This is a genomic window from Natronomonas halophila (assembly GCF_013391085.1).
In the GTDB taxonomy this organism is placed as follows: domain Archaea; phylum Halobacteriota; class Halobacteria; order Halobacteriales; family Haloarculaceae; genus Natronomonas; species Natronomonas halophila.
On the sequence record NZ_CP058334.1, the window covers coordinates 483,580 to 506,592 of the forward strand.

The 23,013-nt window shown below is 62.8% G+C and carries 28 protein-coding genes; 3 read left to right on the forward strand and 25 right to left on the reverse strand.

From position 1 onward, the window contains the following. Positions 1-30 precede the first annotated feature (30 nt). From HWV23_RS02605 to HWV23_RS02630, 6 genes are read right to left on the reverse strand one after another with little or no spacing between them, the layout of a single operon-like run. Positions 31-180, reverse strand: coding sequence for a hypothetical protein (locus tag HWV23_RS02605; RefSeq protein WP_178288860.1), 150 nt, complete (start codon positions 178-180; stop codon positions 31-33). Further along, positions 177-1,019: a DNA cytosine methyltransferase gene (locus HWV23_RS02610; protein ID WP_178288861.1), complete on the reverse strand. Its 843-nt coding sequence runs from the start codon at positions 1,017-1,019 to the stop codon at positions 177-179. The genes HWV23_RS02605 and HWV23_RS02610 overlap by 4 nt, the downstream gene beginning before the upstream one ends. Further along, entirely contained in the window at positions 1,013-1,501 is a 489-nt protein-coding gene (locus HWV23_RS02615; protein ID WP_178288913.1) for a hypothetical protein, read from the reverse strand. Before HWV23_RS02615 ends, HWV23_RS02610 begins: the two co-directional genes overlap by 7 nt. Then, positions 1,501-1,758, reverse strand: a complete 258-nt coding sequence (locus tag HWV23_RS02620; RefSeq protein ID WP_178288863.1) for a hypothetical protein — start codon at positions 1,756-1,758, stop codon at positions 1,501-1,503. Before HWV23_RS02620 ends, HWV23_RS02615 begins: the two co-directional genes overlap by 1 nt. Next, positions 1,755-1,967: a hypothetical protein gene (locus tag HWV23_RS02625; RefSeq protein WP_178288864.1), complete on the reverse strand. Its 213-nt coding sequence runs from the start codon at positions 1,965-1,967 to the stop codon at positions 1,755-1,757. The genes HWV23_RS02620 and HWV23_RS02625 overlap by 4 nt, the downstream gene beginning before the upstream one ends. Continuing rightward, on the reverse strand, positions 1,964-2,872 hold the full coding sequence (locus tag HWV23_RS02630) for a cyclin family protein (protein ID WP_178288865.1): 909 nt from the start codon (positions 2,870-2,872) through the stop codon (positions 1,964-1,966). The genes HWV23_RS02625 and HWV23_RS02630 overlap by 4 nt, the downstream gene beginning before the upstream one ends. 253 nt (positions 2,873-3,125) lie before the next feature. On the opposite strand from HWV23_RS02630, the gene HWV23_RS02635 reads away from it, so the two are divergent. Further along, positions 3,126-3,407 carry a phage repressor protein gene (locus HWV23_RS02635; protein WP_211693306.1) on the forward strand — a complete coding sequence of 94 codons (282 nt, stop codon included), beginning with the start codon at positions 3,126-3,128 and terminating at the stop codon, positions 3,405-3,407. 9 nt (positions 3,408-3,416) lie between these two features. Here HWV23_RS02635 and HWV23_RS02640 read toward each other — a convergent pair whose 3' ends face one another. After that, positions 3,417-3,710, reverse strand: a complete 294-nt coding sequence (locus HWV23_RS02640; RefSeq protein WP_178288866.1) for a hypothetical protein — start codon at positions 3,708-3,710, stop codon at positions 3,417-3,419. A gap of 148 nt (positions 3,711-3,858) precedes the next feature. Between HWV23_RS02640 and HWV23_RS02645 the strand changes: the two genes are divergently transcribed. Both HWV23_RS02645 and HWV23_RS02650 read left to right on the forward strand, forming a co-directional pair. Continuing rightward, on the forward strand, positions 3,859-4,032 hold the full coding sequence (locus HWV23_RS02645) for a hypothetical protein (protein ID WP_178288867.1): 174 nt from the start codon (positions 3,859-3,861) through the stop codon (positions 4,030-4,032). 10 nt (positions 4,033-4,042) lie between these two features. Beyond that, positions 4,043-4,972 carry an SDH family Clp fold serine proteinase gene (locus HWV23_RS02650; protein WP_178288868.1) on the forward strand — a complete coding sequence of 310 codons (930 nt, stop codon included), beginning with the start codon at positions 4,043-4,045 and terminating at the stop codon, positions 4,970-4,972. Between the two features lie 41 nt (positions 4,973-5,013). Here HWV23_RS02650 and HWV23_RS02655 read toward each other — a convergent pair whose 3' ends face one another. The 18 genes from HWV23_RS02655 to HWV23_RS02740 form a co-directional block, all read right to left on the reverse strand. Further along, on the reverse strand, positions 5,014-6,081 hold the full coding sequence (locus HWV23_RS02655) for a Cdc6/Cdc18 family protein (RefSeq protein ID WP_178288869.1): 1,068 nt from the start codon (positions 6,079-6,081) through the stop codon (positions 5,014-5,016). A 79-nt stretch (positions 6,082-6,160) separates the two neighbouring features. Then, positions 6,161-7,240 carry a CAP domain-containing protein gene (locus HWV23_RS02660; protein ID WP_178288870.1) on the reverse strand — a complete coding sequence of 360 codons (1,080 nt, stop codon included), beginning with the start codon at positions 7,238-7,240 and terminating at the stop codon, positions 6,161-6,163. A gap of 88 nt (positions 7,241-7,328) precedes the next feature. After that, entirely contained in the window at positions 7,329-8,408 is a 1,080-nt protein-coding gene (locus HWV23_RS02665) for a glycosyltransferase family 4 protein (RefSeq protein WP_178288871.1), read from the reverse strand. Between the two features lie 241 nt (positions 8,409-8,649). Then, positions 8,650-10,356 (reverse strand): metallophosphoesterase family protein, encoded by a 1,707-nt coding sequence (locus tag HWV23_RS02670; protein WP_178288872.1) that lies wholly within the window; start codon positions 10,354-10,356, stop codon positions 8,650-8,652. 17 nt (positions 10,357-10,373) lie between these two features. Next, positions 10,374-11,420 carry a hypothetical protein gene (locus HWV23_RS02675; RefSeq protein WP_178288873.1) on the reverse strand — a complete coding sequence of 349 codons (1,047 nt, stop codon included), beginning with the start codon at positions 11,418-11,420 and terminating at the stop codon, positions 10,374-10,376. A 106-nt stretch (positions 11,421-11,526) separates the two neighbouring features. Then, on the reverse strand, positions 11,527-11,931 hold the full coding sequence (locus tag HWV23_RS02680; protein WP_178288874.1) for a hypothetical protein: 405 nt from the start codon (positions 11,929-11,931) through the stop codon (positions 11,527-11,529). Continuing rightward, on the reverse strand, positions 11,928-12,461 hold the full coding sequence (locus HWV23_RS02685; RefSeq protein WP_178288875.1) for a hypothetical protein: 534 nt from the start codon (positions 12,459-12,461) through the stop codon (positions 11,928-11,930). The genes HWV23_RS02680 and HWV23_RS02685 overlap by 4 nt, the downstream gene beginning before the upstream one ends. 3 nt (positions 12,462-12,464) lie before the next feature. Further along, positions 12,465-12,845 carry a hypothetical protein gene (locus tag HWV23_RS02690; RefSeq protein ID WP_178288876.1) on the reverse strand — a complete coding sequence of 127 codons (381 nt, stop codon included), beginning with the start codon at positions 12,843-12,845 and terminating at the stop codon, positions 12,465-12,467. Between the two features lie 2 nt (positions 12,846-12,847). Beyond that, a complete protein-coding gene (locus HWV23_RS02695) occupies positions 12,848-14,866 on the reverse strand; it encodes a hypothetical protein (RefSeq protein ID WP_178288877.1) in 2,019 nt (672 codons plus the stop codon). Beyond that, positions 14,857-15,903, reverse strand: coding sequence for a hypothetical protein (locus HWV23_RS02700; RefSeq protein WP_178288878.1), 1,047 nt, complete (start codon positions 15,901-15,903; stop codon positions 14,857-14,859). Before HWV23_RS02700 ends, HWV23_RS02695 begins: the two co-directional genes overlap by 10 nt. A gap of 2 nt (positions 15,904-15,905) precedes the next feature. Next, positions 15,906-16,172: a hypothetical protein gene (locus HWV23_RS02705; RefSeq protein WP_178288879.1), complete on the reverse strand. Its 267-nt coding sequence runs from the start codon at positions 16,170-16,172 to the stop codon at positions 15,906-15,908. Between the two features lie 85 nt (positions 16,173-16,257). Beyond that, positions 16,258-16,482 (reverse strand): hypothetical protein, encoded by a 225-nt coding sequence (locus HWV23_RS02710; protein WP_178288880.1) that lies wholly within the window; start codon positions 16,480-16,482, stop codon positions 16,258-16,260. A 2-nt stretch (positions 16,483-16,484) separates the two neighbouring features. After that, entirely contained in the window at positions 16,485-20,174 is a 3,690-nt protein-coding gene (locus tag HWV23_RS02715) for a midas domain-containing protein (protein ID WP_178288914.1), read from the reverse strand. Positions 20,175-20,211: 37 nt separating this feature from the next. After that, positions 20,212-21,222 carry a hypothetical protein gene (locus HWV23_RS02720; protein ID WP_178288884.1) on the reverse strand — a complete coding sequence of 337 codons (1,011 nt, stop codon included), beginning with the start codon at positions 21,220-21,222 and terminating at the stop codon, positions 20,212-20,214. Then, positions 21,209-21,379 (reverse strand): hypothetical protein, encoded by a 171-nt coding sequence (locus tag HWV23_RS02725; RefSeq protein WP_178288885.1) that lies wholly within the window; start codon positions 21,377-21,379, stop codon positions 21,209-21,211. The genes HWV23_RS02720 and HWV23_RS02725 overlap by 14 nt, the downstream gene beginning before the upstream one ends. Next, positions 21,376-22,062 (reverse strand): hypothetical protein, encoded by a 687-nt coding sequence (locus HWV23_RS02730; protein ID WP_178288886.1) that lies wholly within the window; start codon positions 22,060-22,062, stop codon positions 21,376-21,378. Before HWV23_RS02730 ends, HWV23_RS02725 begins: the two co-directional genes overlap by 4 nt. Continuing rightward, positions 22,059-22,691, reverse strand: a complete 633-nt coding sequence (locus tag HWV23_RS02735) for a hypothetical protein (RefSeq protein ID WP_178288887.1) — start codon at positions 22,689-22,691, stop codon at positions 22,059-22,061. Before HWV23_RS02735 ends, HWV23_RS02730 begins: the two co-directional genes overlap by 4 nt. Continuing rightward, a complete protein-coding gene (locus HWV23_RS02740; RefSeq protein ID WP_211693308.1) occupies positions 22,688-22,993 on the reverse strand; it encodes a hypothetical protein in 306 nt (101 codons plus the stop codon). The genes HWV23_RS02735 and HWV23_RS02740 overlap by 4 nt, the downstream gene beginning before the upstream one ends. Positions 22,994-23,013 lie beyond the last annotated feature (20 nt).

Here is a 23,013-nt window from a genome sequence, read left to right on the forward strand (position 1 = left end):
GAGGACTGTGAGTCGGGTTCAACCACGTATTCAGACATCGACGACACCTCCCTCGCTGGGGTCGCCGAGATGCAGGATGACGGTCTGGAAGCCGTCACGCGTGAAGTCGATATCCTCGACGAGCTCGTGGCCGCGGAGCTCTTCCAGGAGTTCGCGACGAGCGTCGACGGCGGTGCTCATCGGCTACCACCACCAACAGACTCGATACCGTCCTGAATCGCCTGCTCGAGAAGGCCATCCAACGTTTCGGGCTCGTTTCCGAACGAATCGAGCGTCGCTTGGTCGGGCTCTTTCAGGTCATGCCGCTCGCGGAAAGACTCCGGATGGTTGACCCGACCCGGCTTCGCGCCGAGGTGCAGCTGAGGGTTGCCTTCTTCGGGAACACCCATGACGTCGACGCGCTTCCCTGTGATAATGACGCGCTCGCGATGCTGTGGGACGCCGTAATCAGCGGCGTCGACGACTTCCCAAGTTACGTTGTAGCCGGCGTCCGCAAAGGTCTCACAGACCTCCATAATCGCCTGACCGTCCTTCATCGTCGCCAGGCCAGGCACGTTCTCCATCACGAAGGAGACGGGCTTCGCTTGGTGAACGATGCGGGCCATCTCGAGGTAGAGCTCGTTCCGCGGATCGTCCTCGTCGCGAGTCCCGATATGCGAAAAGCCCTGGCAGGGCGGGCCGCCGGAAATGGCGGTGATTTCACCGACGCCGACGCCAGCCGCCTCGAGGATCTCCCACGTCGACACCTTCCGGATATCGCGTTCCATGAGGACCGGCGGTTCATCCTGGTCGAGATGGTCTCCCTCGATGAGGTTCCGCCGATACGTAGCAGCGGCGTGTTCGTTCTGCTCGACCGCGACGAGATTCTTGAATCCCGCCTGGCCGAAACCGAGGTCGAACCCACCGATTCCGCTAAACAGCGAGACGTGAGTGGGCGGCGACGAGTAGCCGATGCGTTCCTGAAGACTCTCTGGTTCCTCGTACTGGTGCGTCCCGAGGAAGGCGCTGCTCTTTAACATCCGTCGATCACCCCGGCGCCGTCGCAGCGCTGTTCCCAGCGGTCGATAACCTCGTCAGGGTCGCCGTCGGGCTCGTCGTAGGTGTCGACGAGGCGGCTGTACAGCGGGCGGTTGGCTGTCGGGACCTCGTCGAGGTCGGCGGTCCGCGGCGCGGCCTTCGCGACGAATGACTCGGGCGTGACGTGGTTGCCGTCGCGGTCGGCGTCGAAGGACCGTTCGTGGGCGAGGGCGCCGTCGTCCGTGACGTACAGCACGCGAATGACGGAGCGTTCGCGATGCGGGCCGTCGACGAGGTCACCATCGTCCGCGCGGACGCCGGCGAGTTCGACGCCGGCGCGCACCAGAATCGGGTAGGTGCGGGTGCAGCCCTCGGTGACGGGTTCTTCGTCGCCGGCCCCGAGCCATTGCTGCGGGATGGAGCGCGGCGGGCTCGCGAGCCCGTCGACGAAGCGCCACTCCTGGTCCTGGGCGAACGCTGACATCAGGCGTCACCTCCCTGAATCTGCTTGAGGAGGATTCGCGGGCCGAACACGGCGAGGAGTCCGCCAAGAACCATGAGAAGGCCCGCTGCCACGTATCCGCCGGCTGGGGTGAAGATGCTGACCTGGCTTAGCTTCAGGCCGACACCCAGCCCCAACCCGAAAGAGGCGATGGAGAGGCCGATGGTTTCCGTGTGGTGGATGAGGCTGTGGAATTCCAGCATGGCGAGGGCGTCCTCCTGCGTGAGGTCGTCGCTCATCGGACGGCCCTCCCGTCGATGAAGGCGCTTTCGTCGGCCTGGAGCCATCGCTCGCCGGTGATGTCCTCCGGGTCGAACAGGACGGCCGTGCCCTCCTCGGGGTCGCGAACGTAGTCCAGCGGCGCCGGCGGCTCGAAATCCTCACCGTGCGGGCAGACGCTGTCGACCTCGGCGTCGACGGTGACCTGCTCGCTCTCGCCGGCGCTCATCGGTTGAACACCTCCTTCAGCGCGGCGACGACGCGGTCCGAGAACGTCGTCTCAGCCGGTTCGTCCTCGGACTCGGGTTTGGGCTCGAGGATGTCTTCGGCGACGCCGATTTCTCGGTAGTACTTCCGAATCGATGACGGATTCGATCCGGAGGCCTTGGCGACGTCCTCCTGCGTCCGCTTCTCGTTCTCCATGAGTGCCGCGAAGTAGACGGCGCCGGCGGCGATGTGGTGAGCGGGCCCGTTGATGGGGTGTTCCATCCAGGCGCGGCACGCGTAGGCGGTCGCGCGCTCGGTCGCGTCTTGGCTAAGCTCGAGGACCTCGCAGATATCGTGAACGAGCTCGATATTGACCGAGGACAGCGCGTCGAGTTCCTCAGCGCTCGCGACGGATGGCTCGGCTCCCGGCGTACAGGTGTCGACACCGCCGTCGGTCAGGACCTCGACGTCGTCAGGGTCGAGGTCTTCCAGCTTCCCGGCGAGTTCCGGGCCGCCGGGGTTGTTCTCGACTTCGACGCTGGGGTCGCACCACTTGCACAGCGTCTTGTTCTGGAGGCGCGGGCTGTCGGCGTCGACTTGCGTCCAGGACTCGGCGTCGATCGCGCGGCCACTGCGGGTGCCGTGGTGGCACCGCGGCTTCGAGGGGTCGTCCTCAGCCGGCAGGTGGTACTTCTTCGTGCGCGACGCGAGCTTCGCGAGAACGACGTGGTCCCAGGCGGTCGGTCCGCAGGTGTTATTTGCCTCTCGCTCCGACCCACTCGGTAGGCGGGCTCCCTGGCCTGTCTGATCCTTACTCTTCGAACTGGCCGCCGCGTCGCTGGTATCCGCTCGGGCGGACGCCCGAGACTGTTCCTCAGTCGTGGTAGGGCCGTCATAATTACGGGCCCTGGATTCTTGATTTCGCATGGTTTCTGAAATTTCCCTCTGCAGGGGGTTTTGGAAACCAGGCCCGGCGTGGTGCAACACGCCGGGCGTCTTCTGGCCGCGCCCGATGGGCCTGGCTCCCTACCGAATACGTTTATGCGGTTCCTAATAATCCTACTGGTGGTAGTACCCCAATTGGAGTCCACCAACAGTATCATATATCATGTTACCAATAGTATCATGTATGCCCCTTTCGACGGATACGGTGATGCTGCTGCAGCACCCGACGGACCAAATGATTCTCAGGGAGCTGCAGGAAGGCCGAAACCTCGGTGCGAATATCGCCGACGAAATCGACCGACATCAGAAGACGGTCACGAAACGTCTGAATCAACTCGAGGACTACGGCCTCGTCGAAAACATCGGCCGAGGCGTCTACGAACTCACCGCTCGCGGCGCTGCGACCTACGAGCTCATCGACGAGCGCGACCGAGAGGACTTCGAGGACCTCGTCGACGAACGGGCTGAGGACCTCACCGTCGAGGGGCAACGAATCGTCGATGCGGCTGAGAACTGACATTCTGTTTTAGTTCCGCGGCTCGATTTCGTAGGTGTCGCCGTCGACGTGCTCGACGCCGGTGCCGGCCTCACCGGCCATCTGCTCGAGGATGGCTCGGACGGCTGGCTCTCGCGGCAAGGTGTTCTTCGCGACCTCGTCGACGGTGACCTCGGTGACTATCTGGACGTCGTCGTCCTCAAGGTCGGCGTCGTCGTCCAGGTCCTCGATCTCGAGGTTGAGGAGCATCGAAATGTAGCCGCGGACGGATTCCAGCTGCTTCGCGCTTACGTCGACGTCCGGTTCAGGGGTTGCTGCTGCCATACACGAGGAGCGACGGCCTATAGAACGGTAAAAGGGGGATGCATTTCCGGTATAAAAGAGGAGGGGTGACTTCCGGCAATCGCGGTTGTTTCAGTATCAGAAATAGTGAATAAGACCTATTAACTGTGAGTGGTACGAATGGGACACTATGAGCGATGACAAATCAGAGCGTGAGGAAGACCTTGAGGAGATGCTTGAGGCAGCTGAAGACGAAACGTCACCCGTCGCGCTCGCCGAACGCGCGTATAACCGGAACGAGGACGCGGAACCCAAAGCACGACTTTCTAACTCGTCTGCTCCGGCGCGGGCGAAGCACGACTAACTTCTAACATATGCCTACTTGGGGGGAGATTCTCGACCAGATAGAAGAGGGCCGTGAACGGATCGGTCTCGAGGCATACGACGTCGTTCGTAAGAAGTACATTGACGACTTGGCGGACTACACCGGAAACGACGTCATCCTGTATTCCTCATCCTGGACGGCGCCGTCGGACAACACGGCGAACCAATCCATCGATGATAGTGACATCCAAGGGTTCATGGAGGCGCTCAGCGGCCTCGATGGCGATACGCTGGACCTTGTGATTCACAGCCCGGGCGGAAAACCGGAGGCAGCAGAACAAATCGTCGAATACCTTCGAGACAACTTCGATGAGATACGAGCGTTCGTTCCGCAATCAGCCCGATCGGCGGCCACGCTCGTCTGCTGTGCAGCCGATGTCGTCTATATGGGTTCGCACTCCAGTCTCGGCCCGATCGACCCGCAGCTGAGACTCCGAACAGACCTCGGCCCTCGAATGGTGCCCGCTCACTCTATCCTCGAGCAATTCGACATGGCCCGAAACGAATTCAAAGAGACAGGAGAAGTCGGGCATTGGGCACCGATTCTGCGCCAGTACGGGCCGAGCCTTATCAGGGAGTGCGAGGACGCCATCGACTACTCCGAGCAACTTGCAAAGCGGTGGGCAGAGGAGTTCCAGGTTGACACCGAGGATGCCGCGAGCGAACTTGCCGAAAACCTCTCGGAACGGAAAGAACACAAAAGCCACAACCGGCCCATAATGCGGGATGAAGCCGAAGAGATCGGTTTCAACGTCGAGCCGCTGGAACAGGACGATGATCTACAAGACCACGTCCTTTCCGTCTTCCACGCCGCCGGCCACACTCACTCGGGGACAGGGGCTGCTAAAATCATAGAGAACCACGCCGGGAATAGTTTCGTCCGAATAGCAGGTCAACCGGAATCCGAAGACGACGAATAACGTCAGCACTCCTAATTCTCGCGATTTCTGGGTTCGCTAATTTAGAGCGTTTTCTTCGAGAGGCGAATCTCGACCGAGGGCTCGATCGACGAGTCGCACGCTTCGTGGACGTTGTTCTGGGTCTCGATGAGGTCGTACTCCCGGAGCTTCGCTAACTGGTTTCGGCGCGTTCGGTTCGTCGACGGCGGCCGCGACGGCCGCTCGTTCCAGACGTCGTCCTGGTGGGCGTCGGCGAGGTCGTAGAGCCGCGACGAGGACACGGGGCCGTACACGCGGATGAGTTCGTAAAGGAACTGGTAGGCGAAAGGGAGACTCCGGATATTCGCCTTCCGGATGTCGCGCTTCGCGAGCTCGTAGCCGCGCTCGATGTCGGCGTCGTGAATCTCGTCGTGGCCGCGCTCGTCGGCGACCTCGGCGGCGGCCCGCAGCGACTGGATGGCATCGCGAGCGACGCCGGCCTGGTGGTCGGCAATCGCCTCCAGTTGGGCGCGACTCCAGGCGTCGCGACGCAGCCCGGCTTCGGCGCGGCGCTGGAGGATATCGGCGAGTTCTGAGACGCTGAAGCGGTCCAGCGGGATGTGCGTCCCGGCGGTAAAGCGGTCGCGAACCCCGGGGTCGAGCCGGCTAAACCACCGTTCCGGCTCGTGACAAATCACGACCACGGAGAGCCCGGCCATGCTGCTGAGGGTGTCGACCGCGTCGCGGGCGATGTCGTCGGCTTCGTCGAGGATCACGACGCCAGCAGGGTCGGCGTCGGCGACGATCTCCTCGAGCATCGCGAGGACGTCGGCGACTGGTTCGGTGCGTGGGACGTCGTCGGGCCCGCGCTGGAAGCTCTCGATGGTGCGGCGATAGATGGACCCGGGGGCGACATCGAGACACCGGACGTGGGCGTCGATCGTGCCGCGGCGCTCTCGGAGTCGCTCGACGCATTGCTTCGAGAGGACGGTTTTGCCGACGCCGCTGGAGCCGGAGAGGACGGCGTGGCCGCGATGGGACCCGTCTGTGCCGGGGTCGAGTGCCTCCAGGAGGAGGTCCGTTTCGCTCTCGCGGTGGAGGAGTCTCGTCGGCCGATGGTCCTCGTCGAAGACGTCCCGACGAACGATCATGTCTGAGACCGACGCAAGATGGGTATAAAAATCAGGGTCTCATTTCCGGCAGGAAAGAAATCGTGGAGTGAAAATAAAGTCAGCCGCAGAAAACCTGCGTCACCCAGAGCTCATCGCCACGGATCTCGACGCCAATACCTTCCGAATTCCAAGCGTCGCTGAGAAGGTTTCGTCGGTGGCCAGAAGAAGCCAACCAGGACTCGACAACGCGTTCAGCGGTCGTATTCGGGCTGGTGCCGTACCCCTCGCTGTAATAGAGATTTTCACCGACAGCGTTGCAGGTGATGCCTACAGACGTGACTCGATCGTACGAGTCCTCACCGTCAGGGTTTTCATGAGCGTAGAAGTCCCGTGCGACCATGTCTTGACTATGATTCTTCGCGACGCCGTGGAGCGCCGGGTTGTTCTCGAGCGTCGCGAGGCCGCGCTCGGAGCGAATCTCATTCACTTCGCTATGAATCGCCGTTTCGATGGCTTCTTCCTCGCTTTCGGTGTCCGTATCGAGCATTCCAGCGACGGCGCCGGCGCCCGCTTCGGCGTTCTCATCGATAGCCGGTACGCCAGTCCCTAAGAACCCGGCGAGAAACAGCGCACCGACCGCGAGAAGTAGAATCGGCGTCACCGTTTTGACCAGGCTGAATATCGAGCCGAGGAGTCGGCTCAACCAACGATTGAACCGTCGAAGATACGAGGGTAATCGCTTCACGACTTGAAACGGAGCGAGGATCGCTATGATCGCCAAGCCAGCGATCGTCGCGGCAACGCGACGCCCCTGCGTTGTGATCGAGCGCTGACTATCGTTCTCGGCGTCCTCGTCGTCCGGCCTGGCAATGGAGCCGTCGGGGTTGACATCCGGGCTTGAAGAGGTCGTGTAGTCCTTCGCGGCGCCCGGGAGCTCCGCGCCAGGGTCCGCCGTGTCGGTGTCGGAATCAGCAGTTTCCTCGTTTTGCTTTGGCGGGTCTGTCTCTGACCCAAATGCTTCTCCGAGCAATCCGCCGCTACCGCTGCTTCTGAATTCAGGCCCGTGCGTGTCGGCCTGCTTCAGGCCGGGGCAGTTGTGGTTTTCTGGGAGTCGATGGCTCTTACAGTATTTTCCCGTACAGTAATTACAATCGTACAGGAGCGAACTGCTGTCCCCGCATATCGAACACCCCGACACATCTACTCACAACAACGCGGATTTTATAAAACGCTAGGACGGGTTTTATTTCAGAAGTACGCTGGTGGACCAGCGTTGCTGTGCATTCTCAAGATTGCTCGGCGTGCAAGCCCCGGTACTCCGAAATAATCGTGTTAAGATGATTTTCCCATGTAAATTTGTTAGCTTGCTTTTCTCCCTTCTTAACCAATTCCGACCGAACCATTTCATCTGAGACAATTTTATCAAGCGCATCTGCAAATTTCGGGACATCGGTCGGATCGTTTATTAAAAGCGCGGCGCCGTTTGAAATCTCTGGAATCGCACACAAGTCTGATGCGACGACTGGCGTTTTCCTTGTCATGGCTTCGACAATCGGTCGACCAAAGGTTTCGTGAAACGAGGGATGGATGAGGCACGCTGCATTATCGTACCAAGTCACGAGTTCGCTGGGTTTGAGGAACCCAAGCGTATGGACATTACCGCTGGTTGATGCTGGAAGGTCCTCTCGCGTCACGCCAGCGATATAGAGTGGGAGGTCTGCTGCACACGATTGGGCCGCTTTGATAGCAGTTTCCGTATTTTTGATTCCTGGATCAGTTGCGACGTGGAGCATATACTGCTCTGGGGCTCCCTCCGGTCGGTTTTGCTTTGGGAGGGTGTAATACACATCATCAATAGCTTCGTACGTTGCCCTCAACCGTGAGTTGCCAAATGGAATCTGAGACCGAAGCGTCTCTGCAACGTACTCACTAACACAAAAGACCCGGTCCAAGGTGAGTGCTCGCAATACGTCCTGTATGCGTAGCCGCCATTTTAACCGCCCAGAAACGTTCACTTCATCTGGCAGTTCAGTATTCCAATGCTCCACACCGTGGCTGGTGGCGACAACGGGCACGTCGGTCCGATAAGCAGGATATTCACCAAACAACTCGTTACACCCGAGATGAAGAAGATCCAACTCATCGGCGTTGATTTTGGTATGCCAGCGAGGTGGAATCGATTTGTCCGGTAGTTGTCGGCCATCGGTATCAGGACCGAACACGTCTTTAGGATCGCCTCGACAGTAGACAATGGCTTCTATACGGTCGTCGTTTTGCAAATGTCGTACTAAATTATGGAAATATCGGGTTGGCGCCCCACCAACGTTCCCAGACCCAACCATCAGCCCTACACGGAGTGCTTCCATTTTCGGTATCGTTCAATCGCCTCTATAAAAAGCATGTAGTTTACTTTTATTTGGTAGGTGGTGCTAGTCATAATATGCACAATAAGTTAATCTGTAGCCGATGTGGAGAATCGTATAAAACCGATGACCGGGAGACGGTTATGTACCACAAGTACGGCCATTGCACAGCGAATGAATAAATAATACTCTGCATTAGACTGCTTCGTCGACGTGCCAATCCGCCCGACCGGACCGTGTAAAATCAAAATCCACCGGAGAACTCGTGTATCACTTCCCACGACCCACCGGGGCCGTAGGCGACGAGTGCCGCGTTCCCGGTCCCGGCAGGGTCCCAGTTCGCCCCGTCTGCGACCGCAAAGTTGGCGTCGTATGTGCTTGCTGCGGCCGACTGAGGGAACAGTTGTTGGCTCTTTTCTTTAACCACCTCATTTTCATTGTGGTTAACCCGGGTTTCGATACTGACCTCATTTTGATTGACCAACAGGTCATCGCCACCTGAGCCAGCAATCGTTAGCAGAAGCTCTTTGATTTTTCCAGCCGGGTCTGCTGCCAGTTGGAGCTGGTTATTCGACTCGTCGACTCTCATTCGGGCGATGTCAGACATGTCGTCGAAATATATCGATTTACCCAGCGGAAGCTGGAGATCGTGGGGGACACGCCCGCCGAACATCTGTGTCTGACCGCCCAAATTCCACTCGGTCGGGAACGTGCTGCTATCATAGGCGGCCTGAATCCGGCCAGTAACGCGGCTGTAACTCCCTGTCAACTCGATTTTCATCCAGGGATGTTTCGAGGTATCATAGTCGAGATGGTGTGGATGCGGGACGTGCCACCAGCCCGGATGTTCTTTTCCAGGTCCGATCGACTGTTTTATCGAGTCCCACGACCCGAGCCCGCTCGAGGAATCGGTCGCGTGATGGACGTGTCCGTAAATCACGGCATGGACGGATGGGTCCTCGTTGAGAAGGTCTCGAACCTCGTCCATATTGACCGTCTCGTCGTAGGCCAGCCCAGTGGTGTACGTTAGGGGCTGATGCGTAAACACAATCTTCGGGCGGCGGGAGGAGTTGAGATGCGATCGGAGGAAGTCGATACAGCCCTGCGGTATCTCGTGATCGTTGGCGTCATCGGTGGTTGAATACGCGGTATTGAGAACGATGAGGTCGACGTTTTTGTACTCCTCGACGTACCACGTATCAGAATCGCCAGAATAGCCGTATGGCTCGTACGACCAGTCAGCGCCATAACTACCTGCCTGCTTGTATTCGTGGTTTCCTTGGGAGTAGTGGACTGGGGCGTTTAACCCCGCCCCGTCGCTGCCGCCGCTATTTTCGATGTAGTCGATCGCCGTCGAGACGTAATATTGGAGGGTGGATTTTGATTCCTTATTGCCTTTGATGAGGTCGCCATTATGGATTACAACATCGGGATTCCAGGCATTGATCTCGTCGATGACGATGTCGAGATTAGACTTCCAGCCACTCGATCCGGGAATGTCGTCGTTGGCTGTGCCGCCTTCCTCGTTGTAGTGCGTGTCACTAAGGACAGCGATCTTCACCGATCCGATAGATTGTTTGTCTGTATAGTGCGATTCGACGTGCTGCTCTGGAATCTTGCTCTCGGGGGAGCCGTGGCCCAGCTTCGTCCAGGTGTCACCGTCGGCATACCACTCGGTCTGGGTGTCGACAGCGACATAGTACCGTTCAACATTCGGCTCGACATCGTACGGCGTGCTGTTTACCGCGCCTTCCGGCCCTTTGAACAAGCCGTCGGTGATCTGGTGCGGTTCCTCGAGCATGCTACCAGCCTCCAGCGAGCCGCTGGCGTCGCTGTTGGCGGCGATCACCATTCCGATGACGCTGCCGCCCGCGAGCCCCGCGAGGACGCCGCGCCGCGTGTGCTTGCTTCCGAGTACGCTTCGTCCGTCGTCGTCTGATGTGTCGGTCATTGGTGGTCATCGTGGTGTTAATCCAGTTGCGAGAACACAGCCCCGGCCAGCACGCCGAAGATGAACAGCGCAAACCCAAGCCGGACGAACCATGCCGAGCCCGACTCGACGTCGTAGGTCACGAAGATCACGTCACCGTGGCCGGTCAGCACACCGCCGTCCAGGGCGACGATTTCGTGGTCCGTCATGAACTGCGTGATGGGGCCGGCGAGCTCGTAGTCCTCGCCTTCCTCAAGCGGCGGCCCGCTGCTGCCGTTCACGAAACTCGCGTTCTGCAGCGACGCCTCGCCACCGCCGAAGTAGACGGGGACGCTCGCCGCTGAGCGGTCGCGCGTATCGTACATGATGCGTGCGTCGGGCGCGGTGCCTTCGACGCTCAGCACGGGCTCGGCGACCCACTCGCTTCGCTGGCTGTTGGTCAGCACCGCCGGGTACAGCCGCGTCTCCTCGAGGGTGCCGTGCCAGTTCTGCGCGCTGGGCCGATCGGCGACGGTCTGACTGCTGGTGTTGGTCGCCGTGCCGACGGTCGTGTTCCGACTGACGGTGAACGTCTCGCTGGTGGCGTTCCGGTTCGCACAGACGAGCGTCCGGTTCGTCGGGTCTGGCGCCGCGACCGCGGCGGTGTGCGAGGCGCGACTGGCGGCGTCGTAGTAGTAGCCCTCGTACGTGCTCGCCGAGTCGTTGTACGTGAGCACGATCTCGTAGCGGTCGGTCTCGACGGCCAGCAGTGCGCGCGTCGAGCCGTTGTCGACGACGGTGCTGTCGGCAGTACTGTAGGTGCAGGCGCTCCAGTTGTCGCCGAGGGTGACGTCGAGGTCGGCGCTGACTTGCGAGTCGCTCGCGCCGGTCAGGTAGACGGCGTCGCCGAGCGTGCTGTTCGCCGAGATGTTCGTGATATCGCCCGTCCGCGTGTTTTCTAGGGTGCCGCCGCCGTCGAGCATCTCGACGTCCTGCTGTTGGTCTTCGAGCGCGGCGCTGGCGAAGAGTCCGCCGCCAAGGACGGCCCCAAGGACGGACATGATGATGACGGCGACGATAAGCGTCGTGAGTAGGTCCTCGGACACGCGGACTCGCCTCTACCCGTTGAAGCGCGCTCGATGAGCATATGGCTCAACTGAAGTAGCAACTCATGTTGTAAGGATAGTTCCTACCCGAGGTGTGTGAGCCCGCTTACGCCGTGCCAGCGCTGTCCGTCCCCTGCTCGGTCTCGGCGTTGGCGTCGAGGCCAAAGGCAGATCTGAGGGCGGGTTTCACCAGGCCGAGGCTGACAGCAGCGCCGACGATGAAGCCGAGTCCGACGTCGACGACGTAGGGTTGGGTGAGGAAAACGGTGCTGAGGCGCGTCGCAACGCCGATGCAGGCGACAATGCTGGCGTTGGTGGCCATCTCGACGACGATCTCTTTGTCCATGCCGACGTGGACGGCGAGCCCGGATAACAGCAAGCCCATCGCGAGCGTCGCGACAGTGCAGGCGACGTATAGCCATCGCGGCGGGTCATAAAGCACGTTGGCGAGCCACGGCGGCCCTTGGACGGTCTCGACCAGCCCGCTGGAGAGGGCGACTTCGAGCATCATCGTAACACCCCGATGATGACGGATGTGAGGACGAGCCCGAGCCCGAACAGTGAGACGCCCATCAGCCAGACGGGTGCGAGCCCGACGGCGGTGACGCCGGCGAGGGCGACCAGCCCAATCACGGCGCCACCCACGGGGCCAGGGCCGGCACGGATGAACGTCGAGCCGATGGTGCCGGCAACGATGAGGCCGACGATAATGGCGCCGCCGGGACCGTTATCGTCCGGCGGCTCGCCGATAACGAACGTCCCGAGGCGAGAGAGCATCGTCACGAAGCTCTCGAGCGTCGCGTTCTCGTTGCCGGCCATCCACGACTCGTTGTCCACCTGGGTGGTGTTGTCGGCGTAGTACGGCGCTTTTTCGTCGAGGCTCTCGGTCGCCGTCTCGTTGGTCTGCGCGCTCGCGACGCCTGCGAATGCGATGCTGCCGATGCCCCCGACGACCAGCAGCATGGCGATCACAAGTGCGTGAACGCGGCGGTCGGTAGCCAGCGCAGCCGTCGTCGGTGTCGTGGTCGTGGTCGTGGACATGGGTTATGCGGACCCCCTGATGACGCGGATGAGCGAGACGTAGAACGCGCAGGTCAGACTCCCACCGAACAGGAGCGAGATTTCCAGTGGCGCGCCGAGCCCGATCAGCGTGGTGAGCGGCCAGAAGAGATAGCCGAAGAGGCTGGTCAACAGTCCCAGGACGGCCAGCAGGCCGGCGCCGCCGATCGTCGAGGCGGCTTGCTTGATCGGCCCGGAGATCTCCTCGAGGGCTTGTGCGGTTTCGCTGTTAGCCGATGCCTCGTCTCCGTCAGGATTGTCGACGAACAGTTCGGCGACGCCGGCGTCGGTCCAGGCGATGGCGCCACCGCCCCACATGACCGCGCCGATGACGAAGTATGCCATGATGACGTTGCTGAAGCGCATAGTTAGAGTCCCCTCCGTGTGGCCGCGATTGCGACGAACGCGATGACTGTGATGAACATGAGGCTTTCAGACACCCAGCCGATGACGTAGAACCCGCCGATGAAGCCGACCGCCGTGAGGCCGACGACTTCGGTTGAAGCGGTCGTCGAAGCGACAGCGGCGCTCCCAAAGACGGTGACGAGCATCGCGAGGAACGTCAGTGCGCCACCGCCACCGCTCGGAAGGTGGGCTGGGACGTCCGCGAGGACGGGCAAGAGCGCGTACTCGTTGTCGTAGGTCGTCCGCACGGCGAACGTGATCGATTCCTCGATCGTCTCGCCGTTCGACAGCGACGCGGTCGCCTCGACGGTGACGTTCCCGCCGCCCCAGCCGGTGAGGTTCAACTCCGGCTGCACCGTTGCCGACCCCGTGCCGCTCGTCTGGTAGAGCGTCGACGAGTTCGTCTCGTTCTGGGCGCGAATGGTGAGGTCCCACGACTCAATCTCGACGGTTTCGCTGTCGAAGTCGACAGTGACGCCGGCGGTGTCGCTCTCCAGGAGCGTTCTGGTGCTCGGCGCGACCGTGATCAGCGCGGCTTGCTCGTCGAGTGTGATCGTGCCGTCCGGCCGAACGGTGACTTCCTGGGCGCTGTCATCGGTCGGCGTGTACTGGCCTTTCACCGTCCGGGCGCCGGTTTCCGTGTTGATGAGGACGAGGCGATGCCGGACGTTGTACCGTAGTTGCGCTGGGAATTCGCCGTTCGCGCCGAAGTAGTCGCCCTGGACGGTTCGCCAGTCGATATCGCCGGACTCGTTCGCGAGACCGCGCTGAATCAGCATGACGGTGTCCTCATCGGCGAACCGACCAGAGTAGTCGATGAGTTCGAACGTTGGCGAGACGGCTTGCTCGGTGTCGTTCAGCAGGTAGACGATATCGCTCTCGACGAGGCTTTGCTTGTAGATACGGCGTGGATAGTAGCCGTCGGCCTCGGCGACCACGACGAAGGGGCGATCTGCCGGGAGCCCGGTCATATTGACGGTGCCGTCCGTCGCAGTTCGGGAGACGATCAGGCTCTCGCCATCTGAGAAATAGAACCGGAGCTCGACGTCGATCCCGTCGATGAGCGTCGTCGGGTCAGACTCTTCGCGGATATAGAGCGTGCCTGGCGTGGCGAACGTGTGGGGGTTCGAATCGCTTCCTGATTGTGCGGTGTCGCCGGTCGAGTCGGTCGCGACGACGTACCACTCGTGTTCGCCACCCTCGCTGACGGTCGCGGTGTAGGTTGCTGTTCCGTTGCTCGTGACGGTGGTCGTGCCGTTCAGTTCCCCGTCGACGTACCATTCGAGCGTGACCTCCTCGTTCGTGGTGTCGAAGTCCGGGTCGGTGACGTTGACGCTGAGGTTCACCTCGACGTCGGAGAACTCTTCGCCGTTGGTCGGTGAGGGATCGGATAGCGTCGGGCCGCCCTTCGGCTCGACGAGCGTGAGTTGCGCGCCCGACGAGATGGAGATCGTCGCGACGCCCGACCCACCGGCCTGAACGAGTTCGTCATCGCCGTTCGCTCGGTTGACGCGAATCCACTGGCCCGCGCTGAACCCGTGGACATAGAGCGTGCCCGTGCCGCCGACGTCGAACTCGGTGGTCGTCGTGTCCTGCAGGTCGACGTCCCGATAGGTGATCGAGGAGACGCCTGACACCCCGACGGTCTGGATGCCGGTGGTGTTCGCCTCCATCGTGCCGCCGTTCGAATCGATCGCTGACAGCGTCGGGGCGTCGCTACTTGGCCCGGCCAGTCTCGTCGATGATCCAGCAGGGCCATCGACGGTCGTGTTCTGGATGGTGACGGAGCCGTCAGTGCCGAAGGGGTTGTCGCCGGCGATGCCGGTGTCTTCGTCGAGCGTGACGCTGATGCCATCCGGGTGGTCGAACATCACGCCGGTGCCAGCCGTCAGGAGCGTGGCGGCGCCGGCAGTACCGACCACGACAAGCACGGCTACCAGGAGCGCGAGCTGTACCTGGCTGAGCCGAGTGGTTACGTCCATAGCTGTTGGGTGTAGTCGTCGTCGATCTCGGTGGTTGTCGCCGCAGCATCGTTGAGCACGACGTTATCGACGATGGCGTTGATGTAGCCGCCGTAGTCGGAGTGTTCGGCGAACAGATACAGCGCTCGGGCGAAGTCGTTCATCGTCCCGAGCGTCCCGCTTTCCTGGACGTTCGTGCTCGTAGTCGTGTTCACGTAGAACGTCCAGTCGGCGGTGCTGTCACTGCTCTTCGTGAAGACGATGCGATACCGACTCCCGTCGTCGACGGCTGTGTCCGTCTCAGCGATGTATCGGTTTCCGGATGCATCGATGAAGATCACGCCAAGGTGGCCTGACCGGAGCAACAGCCCGTCGCCGATTCGAATCGTGAATCGCTCGCCACTCGAGGGGTTTTCCCGAACCCCGAGGATGTGGTCTCCCCATTCGTTGCTCGACACGTTCTCGATTGTGAATGCGAACGAGGCTTCGCCGTTCAGCGTGGAGCCGTACGTCGAGAGGTTCCCCTGGAAGGTGACGTAGTCGCCGCTCCCATCGCCCTCAAGCGCGTAGTCAGCTTGATACGTGCCGAACGTCCACGCCGGCCCCTGGATGTCGCCGTCAGCGCTCCCGATATAGTCCGGTAACACCGTGCCGTCGCCGTCATGCATCGGGTAATGGTGGATTGCGTTCGCGAACGCCGGGCTCTGGACCGGACGTCGTCCGAGCGCCTTCACGCCGTTGTGCTGGATTCGCACGCCCGGCGCCTGGGCGTTCTCGGTGGGGAGGACCGGGACGACGCCGATTTCGCCGCCGACGAACACTCGATAGACGGCGGCTTCGTCGGGACGGACGCCACTCGTCGCGAACACTCGGAGGGACGTGATGCCGCTGGATGTCTGGAATCGGAGGGTGGCGATCTGGTCGTCGCCACTGGCGCCGTTGAGGTCGGTTCGAAGCCATGCCTCGCCCGGCTGCGTGTCGGTCGGGTCGCTCGTTAACGCGGCGAGGCCAAGGCGCTCGGTGCGAAATCGCTCGGCTTCGATGATGCCGCGCCCCATCGTCAGGCCTCCGAGTTATACCAGAGTTCACCCGCGTCCGGGCTGGATGGATCAGTGGTTCGGGGGACGAGTCGGATGCGGTCGGCGCGAAGCTTTTCGAGCGGGTCGTCACTCTCGACTGGGAACACGCCCTGCGGGGCGGCCTCGACGGTTTCCGCGCCGGCGTAGAATCCGGCGGCGCCGGCGGCGGCGATGCCGGCGGCGCCGGCGAGCACGCGGCGTCGCGAGAGTTCGTCGGGATCGTCGTTGGTTGGTGAGTCGTCGGTCATGGATGGGTGGGTGCCGGCGTGTCCCGGCCGGCGCGGGTGATCGGTGGCGATTCATCGCGCGAGAACGGGTTGGGCGGCGGCATCGTCAGCCACCTCCTGCGGTTGCTTTCACGAAGATCACGCCCAGCAGGACGAGCACCGCCAGCGGCAGGATCAACTGAAAGAGATACGCGGTGCCGGTTGACATGACACCTACGTTCGCCTGGAGGCGCTCCCAGAAGACGGGATAGAGCGCGGCGACGATCGCGATCGAGAAGGTGAGGAACGCGATATCCGGCACGGTGAGGCGGCCGCGGGTGTCACTCGGCATCGTTAGGTCCCCCTCCGTGCAGACACGCCGACGCTGAGGATGAGCCCGATGAACAGCGCCGGGACGACCAGCTGGAGCAGCAGGCTGCTGAAGGGGTCGGCCTCGGCGCTGACCATCCCGATGAAGTGATAGATCGTCGGTGCCAGCGAGATCGTTGCGACGAGCACGAACAGCGTGAGGACGACGTCGGTGAGTTGGACGGCGCCGCGAGTATCGTCTCTTGGGTTTGTTGTCATGTCTGTTAGCCTCCTTGCAGCCAGCTGACGACGAAGAGCGCGACCGTCGCCGGCAGGACCAGCTGGGCGAGGAACTGCGCCTCGGTCGGCAGATTCTCCATCGGTGCGTAGCTCGTGATGAAGAACATCCACGCTGGCATGACTGCGACGAGGCCGAAGAACCCCAACAGGGCGAACGGGAAATCGAACGGGTTCATAGCAACCCCCGTCGTCGAACTCGAGGCCGAAGCCGTCGCCGAACCCGAAGTCGGCATCGAACCCAGCGAAGACGCCATCCCAAGCCCCGTCGGCACGACGCTGACGGTCTTGCTGCCGGGCGTCACCCGTGTCAGAGCGGTCTCCGGCGACACCGGCGCCGGGGTCGAAAAACGACTGGACGTCCGCGAACGCACCGGCAAAGCCGTCATCGAGCGCTTGGGCGACGGGTAACTCGCCCGTCCGACGCAGGCTCACCGGCTGGGCTTCGAGCGTCTCCTGGGACGGCGCCCGGGGCGTCTGCGTGCCGGTCGTCGCCACGGTAAAGACGGTTTCCTGCAGCCAGCCCGGCGCCAGCACCGACTCAGTCGCCGGCATCGGCGCCGTCTCCGTCGTCGGCGATCCGAACGCCAGCGCCCACGGCGACGCCTCCGGGACCGTCGTGCTTTCAGCCCGCGACTCCCAGCGAGTCTCGAAGAACGGCTCGGCGCGACGCTCCTGTCGAAGCTCCTGGCGCGTCTCCTGCCGCGTTTCCTGCCGGGTCTCCTGTCGGGTTTCTTGCCGAGTGTCGAGACGCGGCTCCTGACGCGTTTCGGAGCGCTGCTCTTGGCGCGTCTCCGGCCGTGCGTCCTGCCGGGTGTCGCCACGCGGCTCCGTCTCGACGAACGGCTCGGTCTCCGTCCCGACCTCCTGGTCAGTCGCGACGCCCGTCTCCGTCTGGACGACGTTGCCCTCGAAGTCGCTGATGCTCTCCGAAGCGGTATCGAGCAGTCCCAGCGTGCCGGCGCCCGTCACGGTGATCGCGCCGAGCCCGACGCGTTCGGGACGCCCGCGAAGCACGTCCGTCTCGGTAACCGTCGGGGTCTGTGCCGCGAAGAGGCGTTCGCGAGCGCCGTACGTGACGGCGGCGGCCAACCCACCGCTGGCGGCGGCCGTCTGCTGGGTTGTCAGCAGGCGGCCGCTCGCTGCGGCTTCGGCCGCCGCGCTTCGCCGCGGCCGAACGGGGTCGAGCCCGATGACGTCGCCGTCCTCGGTGAAGAGCGGGCCGCGACTGGCGCGGCTACCGGTCGGGGCCAGCGGGTCGGTCGCGCCCTCGTAGTCGCCCGTGGCTTGTGCGCGCTGTTGTTGGGCGCGGCGAGTGATGTCGCCGCTCATCTGGTCGCGCGGGCTACCCTCGAGGACTTCCGAGCGACTCGGGTCGTAGTCGGTGAACGGCGCGTCACCGGCGTTAGTCTCCGTGTCGGCTCGCCCCTCGGTTTCGACGCGCGGCGGGACGAGGCCGGCGCCGGCGCGCCACTCGACGCTCGTCCCGCCGACGCGTTCCCGAGCACCCTCGAAGAGATCTCGGGCTCGCCGTCGAGCGCGCGCCCGCCGGGAGGGGCCAGTGACGCCCTGTGCCTCGTCGACCATTTCGCTGGTCAGTGTTTCCGGCCGTTCGTCGGGTAAGTCGGTTCGAGGAGCTTCGGATTCCGACGGCAACCGCTGGGGTTGCGGGTCGATATGTCCCTCGCGAACGCCTGGAACAGCGCGGGCGAGTCGGGACGGGATAGCGCCCGACCGTGCAGCGGTGATGGCGATTTCCTCGCCAGGCTGGATTCCGAACGCGGCGGCCCGACCAGCTCGAGCGCCGCCGATGCGTCGAGCGCCACCGATGACGCCGCCGCTTGCGACGACGCTCCCTCCGACCTGCCCGAGCGTTCGCCGCGGCTCTTCCATCGCCTGTTGTGTGAAGCCGGCGCCGGCGAGCGCAGCAGCGCCAGCGGCTTCGGTAGCGAACTCCCTGCCATCGCCGCGAGCCGTCTCGGCGGCCGCCGCCCCACCGAACTCGGCGGCTTCCTTCACGGTAAGGGTGAGGCCGGCCGGATCGGCAATCGTTCCAACGCCCTGGACGGCGCCCTCGACGAGAGCTTCCCGCTCGCCAGGTGTCGATGCGGTCATCCCAACCGGGTCGGTCACGCGGTACGCCGCGGCACCACCCGGCGTCCGAGCGAGGTCGCCGGCAGTCTCTGCGATCGGCTCCCAGAACTGCTGTTGGGTGGTCTGGGACGCCGAAACGAGGACGTCCTCGACGCGCGGCCCGCGACCGGGCTGGGTCGTTGCTGCCGGCGACGTCGGGAGCAACTCGCCGACGTAAATCGTCGAGTCACCGAACTGCTCTTCGTCGTTCGCTTGCGCGAACTCGCGGCGAACGCGCGCCCGGTTGACAACGCTGCCCTCGACCGGGCTCTCGAGGCCGGTTGCGTCTTCGACGGTTTCGACGGCGCCGCTGAAAATGTCCTCCTGCTGTGATGCCTGCTGGAGGCGCTGTTCGCGACTGCCGTAGCCGGGGAGCAATCGGGCTTGCCAGCGGCCATCGTCGGTCTGCTCGACAACGAAGTCCTCGCCGGGCTCCAGGTCGACTCCGGTCTCGGCTTCCAGTTGCGCTTCGAGTTGCGCGGTTGCGCGGTCGCGAGCGCTTGCCCGCTCCTGTGAGAACCGTTCCTCCCACGCCTGCTGGCGCTGCTCTCGAATCTGGCTCTCGATCTGCTGGGTCGCGGCGCCGATCCGTGCCGATCGGGACGGAACGGCGACGAGGTCGTCCCCGCGGCGCCTAATCGCTATATCGCTTGGATCGTCGGCCCAGGCGAACTCATCGATCGCTCGCTGCTCCAGCTGGGCCGCCTGTTCCTGGTAGGGTGAACTGTCGACGCCCTCGAGGCCTTCTTGGAGCGTTTCGTCGACCTCTTCACGCGCAAGCCGCTGGGCTTCGGCCTCGGTTCGCGTTGTCTGCTCGGCCTGTTCCTGTCGAGCGGCTTCGGCGACGCGTTCGGTACGCGTTTCCTCCGTCTCCCCTGAGTTATCGCGAAGCCGCGGATCGACATCCGATTGGAAGTCGCCGCGACCGGTCTCGGGCGGCGTCCCACCGGGGTCGGTGTCCTCGACGGGTTGCGTCGTCGAGTCCTGCTGGCGCTCGCGGGCCTCGCGAGCACCTTGCTCAGTGCGCGTGTCACCCTCACCGCCGGCGTCACCGTCCGTTTCTTCGTTGCCGTCGTCGAGACGCGGGTCGACGGCGTCCTGGTAGTCACCGCGTGAGGTGTCAGTCTCGCCACCGGTGTCGGCGTTTGACGTGTCAGTCTCCTGTTGGCGGTCGCGGGCTTCGCCGGCGCCGAACTCCGTTCGGGTCTGCTCGTCGGTTGCATCGGTGCTGGTGCCGGTGCTCTCACTCGAGGAGTCGTCTGTGTCGTCGGTGCCGCTACCACCGGACGGATCTGCGATTACCATCGAGCCTCACCTCCGGTGTGTTTGATGCAACTCATGGTCAGAACCTCAGGAGATCATCGTCGTCGTTGTTCCCTGTGACGAGGTCGTCCACGTGTGGCCCGTCCCGATTGCCTTCCTCACCGCCGAAGAATCCGCCGTCGGCGAAGTCGAAGAATCCAGACTCCTCCGTATCGTCGGTGGAGTCCGTTCCCGTAGACCCGACGCCGAGCCACCCCTCATCCATCCAAGCCGCCGACCCTGCGCCAGCGGCGATTTCGAGACCGTGCGGGTTCTGCTGCATCCAGGCTTGCATCGCGTCCTTCGCGGCGCTTTTGCTCTCGAAGACGCCAATACGGACCTGTCCGTTCCCCCTCTCCGAGGCGAGGGCTCGCCAGTCACCGTTCGGGAGCCTGTTCGCGACGACAACAGTCTCGACACCGCCGTTGTGTTCTTGCCGATACTGTAGCTGATCTGAGTCGTTGACTACCTCTGTGTACTCATGCATAGTCGAGCCTCCATGAGGACCGCCACCGCCAAGGACGAAGGCCTCCATTCCAGCCGAGTTCCGATTCGGAAGGACCAACTGATCGACTGCTGGCCCCGGCTGGCGGCCAGGCGCGCGAGCCGATCGCCCCGTCACGAAGGCGGCGAGGTCCTGCGGCGACGTCACGGGATCGAGCGTCGCATCGACCGGCGCCGCCGCCTGCGCGGATCGCTCAGCGTTCCGAAGCACCTGCTCGCGCTCGTCATCGCCGCCAGCAGTCGAGGCTGGCGCATCGATACTCGATACGGCCGACCGGCCAGCGCTGGCCGCCGCACTGCCAGCGACGGCCGCGACGTCCCGCGGGCTCTGCGCGGCGAGTTGCTTCGCCTCCTGGACGGCGCCGCGCGCCTCGATGCGAGCCGGTTTCGCCGCCTCCTGAGCAGCGGATTTCAGGCGGGTGAGACGGCCGCCGTCGGCTTCGCGTTGGGCGCGCTCGAGCTCGGTTTCGAATCGCTCCCGTTCGCGCTGCTTCGCGCGTCGTTCGGCGCGTTGTCGAAGGGTCTGCAACTGGTCAGCTATCGCCATCGTCAACACCTCCATCCGTCGCGAAACGACCCCCGCCGCCTTTCTCGGCGATGAACTTCGCGATCTCTTCGAGTGAGTCGGCTTGGTAGAGTTCCTTGCTCCGGCCGCCGTAGCGTTCGTCTTCTTCCCGGAGGACGAACCGACGCTGACCGCTCATAGGCCACCTCCAATGACGGATTGGAAGATAGCGAACCCAATCAGTCCGATAACGATCCATCGGAGCGCGCTTTTGGCGTCGATATCGAACTTGTCGAGAAGCCCCGGCTTGCTGGAGGTCACCATCAGCGTGGCGACCTCTTCGAGCGTATCGGCCGGAATCGCGTTCTTCGACGGGTCGCGAAGGTTGATCGGGTCGGCCTCGTTCGCCTTGTGCGCGATGGTCCAGATACCCTGTTCTTCCGAGGCGACCATCGCCTCTTTCGGGAAGAGATAGCGCTTGCCCTTGTGAACGACGTAGGGGATGCCGGACCCGTCGGTCTGGGGCTTCACGAACTTCGGCTTCGGGAACGTGTCATCAATCAGGAACCACTGGACATAGCCCTTGTTCGCGAAGCGGCGACGCTTCTTCATCTTCCGTCGCATCCGCCAGAGCTTCTGGAACAGCCCCCAGCGAGCCGTCTTTATATCCGGCTCGTCGAACGAGACGAGTTGGGCTTCGCCATCCTCGGTCGACACCCGCTGTTCGACGTCAGCGCCATCCGGAAGCGTGTCGACGTCCGCGCCATCGCTGCTGGTTCCCCGAACATGGGCTACAGCGGCGATCCCGACCACCACGATAGTGACCGCCGCCAGCGACCCGAGAAGCGTCGTCGACGAAACCCCCGCGAGCTGGGCGATCATCGCTGCCCACCTCCAGTGAGGCCGCGAAGCCGCTCGCGAGCGCCGCCGCCATCACCGTTGTCGTCATTGCTGATGAGTTTCTTGACGCGGCCGAAGAGGTTGTCCTGCGTGCGCGCCTCCTTCGATTTCGAGGCTTCGTTCCGCATCAACAGCATCCGATAGTGCGGCGCCATCCAGTCCGGCCGGCCAGTGAATTCGACGATCGCCTCGAACTGCTGTTCCTCAGGCAGACTGTCCCAGATCTCCTCGCCGCGCCGTTCCAGATACCGCCGTCGGTCCTCGCTTTCCTTCCAGGAGTCGCCTTTACCGTTCCAGCCGCTGACGTCCTTCTTCTTGCCGTTGTCGTTGATATACGTCCAGCCTTCTTCGGCGAGGGCACGCTTCGTCTCCTCGAGGCGACGATTGTCGATGCGGTCGGAAAGCGCCGCATCGGCGAACATCCCCGCCCGATAGGACTCGATTTGCTGGTAAACCTCGGCTTCTGTCAAGTTCCCGAGGCCGAGATTGTTGTTGTTCAGGAACTCCTCGGTCAGACTCGGGTTTACCGCCTCCTGATAGAGATCGAGGTCTTTGTGCGGGCGCTGCGGCTGGTCGGTCTGCTGTTGGGTCTGTTGGATCTGGTTGCTCATGACTCACTCACTCCTGAAAGACTGCGGAGGGTTAGGATGCCGCCAAAAATGAGCCACAGCTCACCGACGGGCCAGCGATCCATCGGTTGGAAATCGCTGTATGTGTACTCGATTTCGGTCTCGTCAGCCGAGACGTTGCGCTCGATCTGGCCGTCACGCACCTGGAGGCCGTCGGACATCACCATGCCGCCGACGCCGACGACGAGGATGGCGCCGAGCATGGCGACGCCCGGCATCTCCAGTAGCATGCCGACGAGCCAGCCGATAAATCCGAGAGCTGTGAACGTTGCGGCAAGTATCAAAATCATCGTTGGTCTGAAAG

What these genes read in the sequence shown, in the direction of transcription:
- HWV23_RS02635 (WP_211693306.1), top strand. Translation starts at nt 3,126, where the DNA reads ATGATTCTCAGGGAGCTGCAGGAAGGCCGAAACCTCGGTGCGAATATC.
- HWV23_RS02720 (WP_178288884.1), bottom strand. Translation starts at nt 21,222, where the DNA reads ATGGCGATAGCTGACCAGTTGCAGACCCTTCGACAACGCGCCGAACGA.
- HWV23_RS02655 (WP_178288869.1), bottom strand. Translation starts at nt 6,081, where the DNA reads ATGATCGTTCGTCGGGACGTCTTCGACGAGGACCATCGGCCGACGAGA.
- HWV23_RS02680 (WP_178288874.1), bottom strand. Translation starts at nt 11,931, where the DNA reads ATGATGCTCGAAGTCGCCCTCTCCAGCGGGCTGGTCGAGACCGTCCAA.
- HWV23_RS02605 (WP_178288860.1), bottom strand. Translation starts at nt 180, where the DNA reads ATGAGCACCGCCGTCGACGCTCGTCGCGAACTCCTGGAAGAGCTCCGC.
- HWV23_RS02665 (WP_178288871.1), bottom strand. Translation starts at nt 8,408, where the DNA reads ATGGAAGCACTCCGTGTAGGGCTGATGGTTGGGTCTGGGAACGTTGGT.
- HWV23_RS02645 (WP_178288867.1), top strand. Translation starts at nt 3,859, where the DNA reads ATGAGCGATGACAAATCAGAGCGTGAGGAAGACCTTGAGGAGATGCTT.
- HWV23_RS02700 (WP_178288878.1), bottom strand. Translation starts at nt 15,903, where the DNA reads ATGGGGCGCGGCATCATCGAAGCCGAGCGATTTCGCACCGAGCGCCTT.
- HWV23_RS02615 (WP_178288913.1), bottom strand. Translation starts at nt 1,501, where the DNA reads ATGTCAGCGTTCGCCCAGGACCAGGAGTGGCGCTTCGTCGACGGGCTC.
- HWV23_RS02705 (WP_178288879.1), bottom strand. Translation starts at nt 16,172, where the DNA reads ATGACCGACGACTCACCAACCAACGACGATCCCGACGAACTCTCGCGA.
- HWV23_RS02610 (WP_178288861.1), bottom strand. Translation starts at nt 1,019, where the DNA reads ATGTTAAAGAGCAGCGCCTTCCTCGGGACGCACCAGTACGAGGAACCA.
- HWV23_RS02670 (WP_178288872.1), bottom strand. Translation starts at nt 10,356, where the DNA reads ATGACCGACACATCAGACGACGACGGACGAAGCGTACTCGGAAGCAAG.
- HWV23_RS02725 (WP_178288885.1), bottom strand. Translation starts at nt 21,379, where the DNA reads ATGAGCGGTCAGCGTCGGTTCGTCCTCCGGGAAGAAGACGAACGCTAC.
- HWV23_RS02630 (WP_178288865.1), bottom strand. Translation starts at nt 2,872, where the DNA reads ATGCGAAATCAAGAATCCAGGGCCCGTAATTATGACGGCCCTACCACG.
- HWV23_RS02695 (WP_178288877.1), bottom strand. Translation starts at nt 14,866, where the DNA reads ATGGACGTAACCACTCGGCTCAGCCAGGTACAGCTCGCGCTCCTGGTA.
- HWV23_RS02715 (WP_178288914.1), bottom strand. Translation starts at nt 20,174, where the DNA reads ATGGTAATCGCAGATCCGTCCGGTGGTAGCGGCACCGACGACACAGAC.
- HWV23_RS02650 (WP_178288868.1), top strand. Translation starts at nt 4,043, where the DNA reads ATGCCTACTTGGGGGGAGATTCTCGACCAGATAGAAGAGGGCCGTGAA.
- HWV23_RS02625 (WP_178288864.1), bottom strand. Translation starts at nt 1,967, where the DNA reads ATGAGCGCCGGCGAGAGCGAGCAGGTCACCGTCGACGCCGAGGTCGAC.
- HWV23_RS02730 (WP_178288886.1), bottom strand. Translation starts at nt 22,062, where the DNA reads ATGATCGCCCAGCTCGCGGGGGTTTCGTCGACGACGCTTCTCGGGTCG.
- HWV23_RS02710 (WP_178288880.1), bottom strand. Translation starts at nt 16,482, where the DNA reads ATGCCGAGTGACACCCGCGGCCGCCTCACCGTGCCGGATATCGCGTTC.
- HWV23_RS02690 (WP_178288876.1), bottom strand. Translation starts at nt 12,845, where the DNA reads ATGCGCTTCAGCAACGTCATCATGGCATACTTCGTCATCGGCGCGGTC.
- HWV23_RS02620 (WP_178288863.1), bottom strand. Translation starts at nt 1,758, where the DNA reads ATGAGCGACGACCTCACGCAGGAGGACGCCCTCGCCATGCTGGAATTC.
- HWV23_RS02685 (WP_178288875.1), bottom strand. Translation starts at nt 12,461, where the DNA reads ATGTCCACGACCACGACCACGACACCGACGACGGCTGCGCTGGCTACC.
- HWV23_RS02735 (WP_178288887.1), bottom strand. Translation starts at nt 22,691, where the DNA reads ATGAGCAACCAGATCCAACAGACCCAACAGCAGACCGACCAGCCGCAG.
- HWV23_RS02640 (WP_178288866.1), bottom strand. Translation starts at nt 3,710, where the DNA reads ATGGCAGCAGCAACCCCTGAACCGGACGTCGACGTAAGCGCGAAGCAG.